Here is a 4,788-nt window from a genome sequence, read left to right as displayed (position 1 = left end):
GGTCTGGGATGACCGTGGCGGGGTGGGGCTGGTTGAAGTAGGTGACCGTCAGTCGGGTGTCGGGGTGTGCGAGGTCGGCGGGGAGCCAGGCGTAGGCGAGGCTCGCGCCGACCGTGTGGCCGTAGGCGGCGCTGGTGGTGAACCCGACCGGTTCGTCGCCGGCGAGAACCGGTTCGGAACCCATCAGGACCGTGCCGTCGTCGATGCGCAGGCAGGACAGGCGGCGAGCGGGTTCTCCCCGGCGGAGCAGGGCTTCTCGGCCGGTGAACGGCCCCTTGTCCGGTTTCACCGCGAAGGCGACGCCGGCTTCCTCGGGGGTGTGCTCGGTCCACATGTCGGTGCCCCAGGCGCGGTAGCCCTTCTCCAGCCGCATGCCGTTGAAGGCACCCCGGCCGGCGGGGAAGATGCCGTGCCCGGCGCCGGCCAGCAGGTCCCACAGGCGTCGGCCGAACTCGGCGGAGGTGTAGAGCTCCCAACCGAGCTCGCCCACGTAGGACAGCCGCAGCGCCACCACCGGAACCTCGCCGACGTGCAACCGCCGGGCGCGGAAGAACCCGAACGCCTCGTGCGAGACGTCGACGTCGGCGAGCGCGGCCAGCACGTCGCGGGCGCGCGGACCCCACAGCCCGATGCAGCAGGTGCCGCCGGTGATGTCGCGGACCTGCGCGGTCGCGTCGGCGTTGTCGCGCAGCCACGCGATGTCGCGCGGACCGTTGCACCCGACCTGGAAGTGGTCCCGCTCCAGCCGCGCCACCGTGATGTCCGACCGGATGCCGCCCTCCGGGGTGAGCATCAGCGTGTAGGTGACGTAGCCGGGTTGACGGTCGATCTTGCTGGTGGTGAGCCGGTCCAGCAGCCCGAGCGCACCGGGGCCGGTGACCTCGGCGCGCGGCAGCGAGGTCATGTCGAACATCGCGACGCCTTCGCGGGTCGCCAGGTGCTCGGCGCCGACGATCGGTGACCAGAACCGGCCCGCCCACTCGCCCGGACGAGCGATCTCCTTGCCCTGCAACAGCTTCTCGTTGCTCGCGTACCAGTGCGGCCGCTCCCACCCGGAGGCCTCCAGGAAGACCGCGCCGAGTTCGCGCTGCCGGTCGTGGAACGGACTGGTGCGCAACGGCCGCGGCTGCTCGGGCGGCTGCTGCGGGTGGATGATGTCGTAGACCTCGCGGAAGCTCTGCGCGCTGCGCTGTGCCAGGTAAGCGGGGCTGCGGGCGAAGTCGTCGAAGCGCCGCAGGTCGGCCTGCCGCAGGTCGATGTCGGGGGTGCGCCCGGCCAGCCACTGCGCCATCGCCCGGCCGACGCCGCCGGCGTGGGTGATCCACACGGCCTCGGCGACCCAGAAGTTCTCCACGTCGGACCGGCCCAGCACCGGCATCCCGTCGGAGGTGAACAGGAACAGCCCGTTCATGCCCTCGCCGATCTCGGCCTCGCGCAGGGCGGGCAGCAGCCGCCGCGCCTCTCGCCAGGGACCGGTGAAGTCCTCCGGCGTGAACGGGTGCACCGAGGCCATGCCCTTCCACCCGCCGCCCTCGGAGGGGGCTTCGGTGCCGGGCGTGACGGTCGGCGAGAGCTCGTCGGTGCGCACCGGCATCACCCGGTGCCGGTAGGAGCCGATGCCGTAGCGGTCGTGGACCTGGCGGAAGTACATCGACCGGTCCTGGTGGCGCAGGATCGGTTGCGCCACTTCGGTTTCACCGTCGTCGAGCACCGGCGTGGTCACCGCGTACTGGTGCGCCAGCGGCTGCACCGGGATCGTCACCCCGGCCATCCGGCCGATCTTCGGGCCCCAGATCCCCGCGCAGCACACCACGGTTCCCGCGGCCACGTCGCCGGACGTGGTGTGAACGGTGGTGATCCGGTCGTCGGTGATGTCGAACCCGGTGACCTCGGTCGAGCCTTCGAAGCGCACGCCGAGCCGCCGCGCCTCGCGCATCATCGCCTCGGCGGCGCGCACCGGTTTGGCGATCCCGTCGGTGGCCACGTGCAGTCCGCCGTGGATCCGGTCGGCGTCGATGCCGGGGATGCGCTCGCGCACCTGACCGGCGTCGAGGAGTTCGCCGTCGATGCCCCACGCGGTGGCCAGTCCGAGCTTGCGGTGCAGGTCGTCCCAGCGTTCAGGGGTGGTGGCGACCTCGATGCCGCCGACCTGGTGGAAGCAGGGCGACCCGTCGACCTCCAGCGAGGAGTACAGGCGAACGGTGTCGGCGGCGAGCCGGCTCAGCGTCTCCGAGGCGTTGGTCTGGAAGACCAGGCCCGGCGCGTGCGAACTCGAACCGCCGGTCGCGGGGAGCGGTCCCTGGTCGACCACCAGAACATCGGTGATCCCCTGGCGCGCCAGGTGGTAGGCGGTGCTGCACCCGACGATGCCCGCCCCCACGAGCAGAATGTGGACGCTCGAAACCATGGCTGCCGCCTTGTTGCGTCTACGACAACTACCTGCGCACACCGCAACAGTGCGCTCGGGAAAAGGGGTGCGTCAAGAGTCCGTCGAGATGAATTTTCAGCCGTGGATCTTGTTGTGGGACAACGGGAAGAACCGTCCCCCTTTCGTGAATTGACCCGCTCGTCGCGGCGCTCCTAGCCTGGGTTCACCTCCGAACCGCAGGGAGGTGGCCGTGGTCGCAGCACCGCTTCCGCAACCGCCCGAGAGGCTGTGGCGCAACGCCGAGCCCGCCCGGCACTACGACGTGGTCGTCGTCGGTTCCGGCGGGCACGGGCTGGCCACCGCCTACTACCTCGCGCGCGAACACGGGATCCGCGACGTCGCCGTCCTCGAACGCGGTTGGCTGGCAGGCGGGAACATGGCCCGCAACACCGCGATCATCCGCTCCAACTACCTGTGGGACGCCAGCGCGGGGATCTACGAGCACGCCCTGAAGCTGTGGGAATCGCTGCCCGACGAGCTCGACTGCGAACTGCTGCTCAGCCAGCGCGGCGTGCTCAACCTCGCCCACACCGAGCAGGAGGTGCGCGACTCCCGGCGCCGGGTCTTCGCCAACCGCGCCAACGGGATCGACGCCGAATGGGTGTGGCCCGAGGAGGTCTCGCGGATCTGCCCGATCATCAACACCGACTGCCGCTACCCGGTCCTCGGCGCGACGTGGCAACCGCGCGGCGGCATCGCCAAGCACGACCTGGTGGCCTGGGCCTTCGCCCGCCGCGCCGACGAGATGGGCGTGGACCTCGTCGAGGGCTGCGAGGTCACCGGGTTCCTCACCGAAGGCGACCGGGTGCGCGGGGTGCGCACCTCGCGCGGCGACATCGGCGCCGACCGGGTCGCGCTGGCCGCGGCGGGACGCACCAGCACCCTCACCGACACCCTCGGCCTGCGGTTGCCGCTGCAGAGCCACCCGCTGCAGGCGCTGGTCTCGGAGCTGCTGGAACCGGTGCACCCGTGCGTGGTGATGTCCAACCACGTGCACGTCTACTGCAGCCAGGCGCATCGCGGCGAGCTGGTGGTGGGAGCGGGCATCGACTCCCGCAACGGGTACGCCCAGCGCGGATCGGTGCACGTGATCGAGCGCCAGCTTGCCTCGGCGCTGGAGCTGTTCCCGATCTTCGCCCGCGCGCACGTGATCCGCACCTGGGCGGGCACGGTGGACGTCACCCCCGACGCCTCGCCGATCATCGGCCCCACCCCGTGGGAGGGGCTGTTCCTCAACTGCGGTTGGGGGACAGGAGGTTTCAAGGCCACGCCCGGGGTCGGTCAGGTCTACGCCGACACCATCGCCCACGGTCGTCCGCACCCGCTGGCCGAGCCCTACGGGCTGGACCGGTTCGTCACGGGCGCCCTCATCGACGAGCACGGCGCGGCGGCGGTCGCGCACTGATCCCGGGAGGTCGCGATGCTGCGGATCCGGTGCCCCTGGTGCGGGGAGCGGGATGAGACCGAGTTCCGCTACGGAGGCCAGGCCGTCGACTACCCGGCCGACCCCGGGGCGCTGACCGACCGGGAGTGGGCGGACTTCCTGTTCGTGCGGGACAACCCGTGCGGCTGGTGGCGGGAGCGGTGGGTGCACTCGGCCGGCTGCCGACGCTGGTTCGAGCTGTGGCGCAACACCGAGACCGACGAGGTGGCGTGATGCGGCTCGACGACGGCGGGCGGACCGACCGCACCCTGCGATTCACCTTCGACGGGACCGAGTTCTCCGGGCATCCCGGCGACACACTCGCCTCGGCGCTGCTCGCCTCCGGACGAATCGAGGTGGCCCGCTCGACCTACCTGGGCCGCCCGCGCGGAGTCCTGACCGCCGACCTCACCGAACCGAACGCCTTGGTGAGCGTGGACGGGAACCCGTTCGCGCAAGCCACCGAGGTCCCGCTGCGCGACGGCCTCCGGGCCGAGAGCATCCCCGGCGTCGGCCGGTTGACCAGCGGCGACGCGCCGAAGTGCCACCGCAGGAACGCCCACACCGACATCGCCGTGATCGGCGGAGGTCCGGCCGGCGTAGCCGCAGCCCTGGCCGCAACCCGATCCGGAGCCCGCGTCCTGCTGGTCGAACACGGTCCCGCCCTCGGCGGCGAACGCCCCCACGACTGGATCACCCACGCCCTCACCACCCTGACCGATCACGGCCGTGTTCAGACCCCCGAATACGGCAGTTTTCCGTGTACTGGCCCCGGAAGTCCTCCACGTGCGGACCCCGGGAGTCCTCCGGGGACGGATTACGGCGGTAATCGGGGACCCGAATACGGCCGTAATCGGGGACCCGAGTACGGCGGTATTCCGGGTACTGAGTACGGCGGTGATCGGGGGGACCAGGGGTGGGGTGGTCGGAGTGGAGG

General features: G+C 71.3%; 4 protein-coding genes. 3 read left to right on the top strand and 1 reads right to left on the bottom strand.

Annotation, left to right across the window (positions count from 1 at the left end; translation table 11 throughout):
• The coding region (locus E1181_RS30910; RefSeq protein WP_132679943.1) for a GcvT family protein at window positions 1-2,407 on the bottom strand (2,407 nt) is incomplete at its 3' end.
• 211 nt (window positions 2,408-2,618) lie between these two features.
• Between E1181_RS30910 and E1181_RS30905 the strand changes: the two genes are divergently transcribed.
• From E1181_RS30905 to E1181_RS30895, 3 genes are all read left to right on the top strand, one after another.
• Window positions 2,619-3,833 carry a sarcosine oxidase subunit beta family protein gene (locus E1181_RS30905; RefSeq protein WP_207922399.1) on the top strand — a complete coding sequence of 405 codons (1,215 nt, stop codon included), beginning with the start codon at window positions 2,619-2,621 and terminating at the stop codon, window positions 3,831-3,833.
• 15 nt (window positions 3,834-3,848) lie between these two features.
• The gene (locus E1181_RS30900; protein WP_132679941.1) at window positions 3,849-4,085 is read left to right on the top strand and encodes a sarcosine oxidase subunit delta; all 237 of its coding nucleotides are present in this window, start codon (window positions 3,849-3,851) and stop codon (window positions 4,083-4,085) included.
• The coding region (locus tag E1181_RS30895; RefSeq protein WP_235877177.1) for a 2Fe-2S iron-sulfur cluster-binding protein at window positions 4,085-4,788 on the top strand (704 nt) is incomplete at its 3' end. The genes E1181_RS30900 and E1181_RS30895, both read left to right, overlap by 1 nt.

This window comes from Saccharopolyspora terrae (assembly GCF_004348435.1).
GTDB lineage: Bacteria > Actinomycetota > Actinomycetes > Mycobacteriales > Pseudonocardiaceae > Saccharopolyspora > Saccharopolyspora endophytica.
The sequence above is the reverse complement of the archived record's forward strand: the minus strand, read 5'-3'. Positions and strand labels throughout refer to the sequence as shown.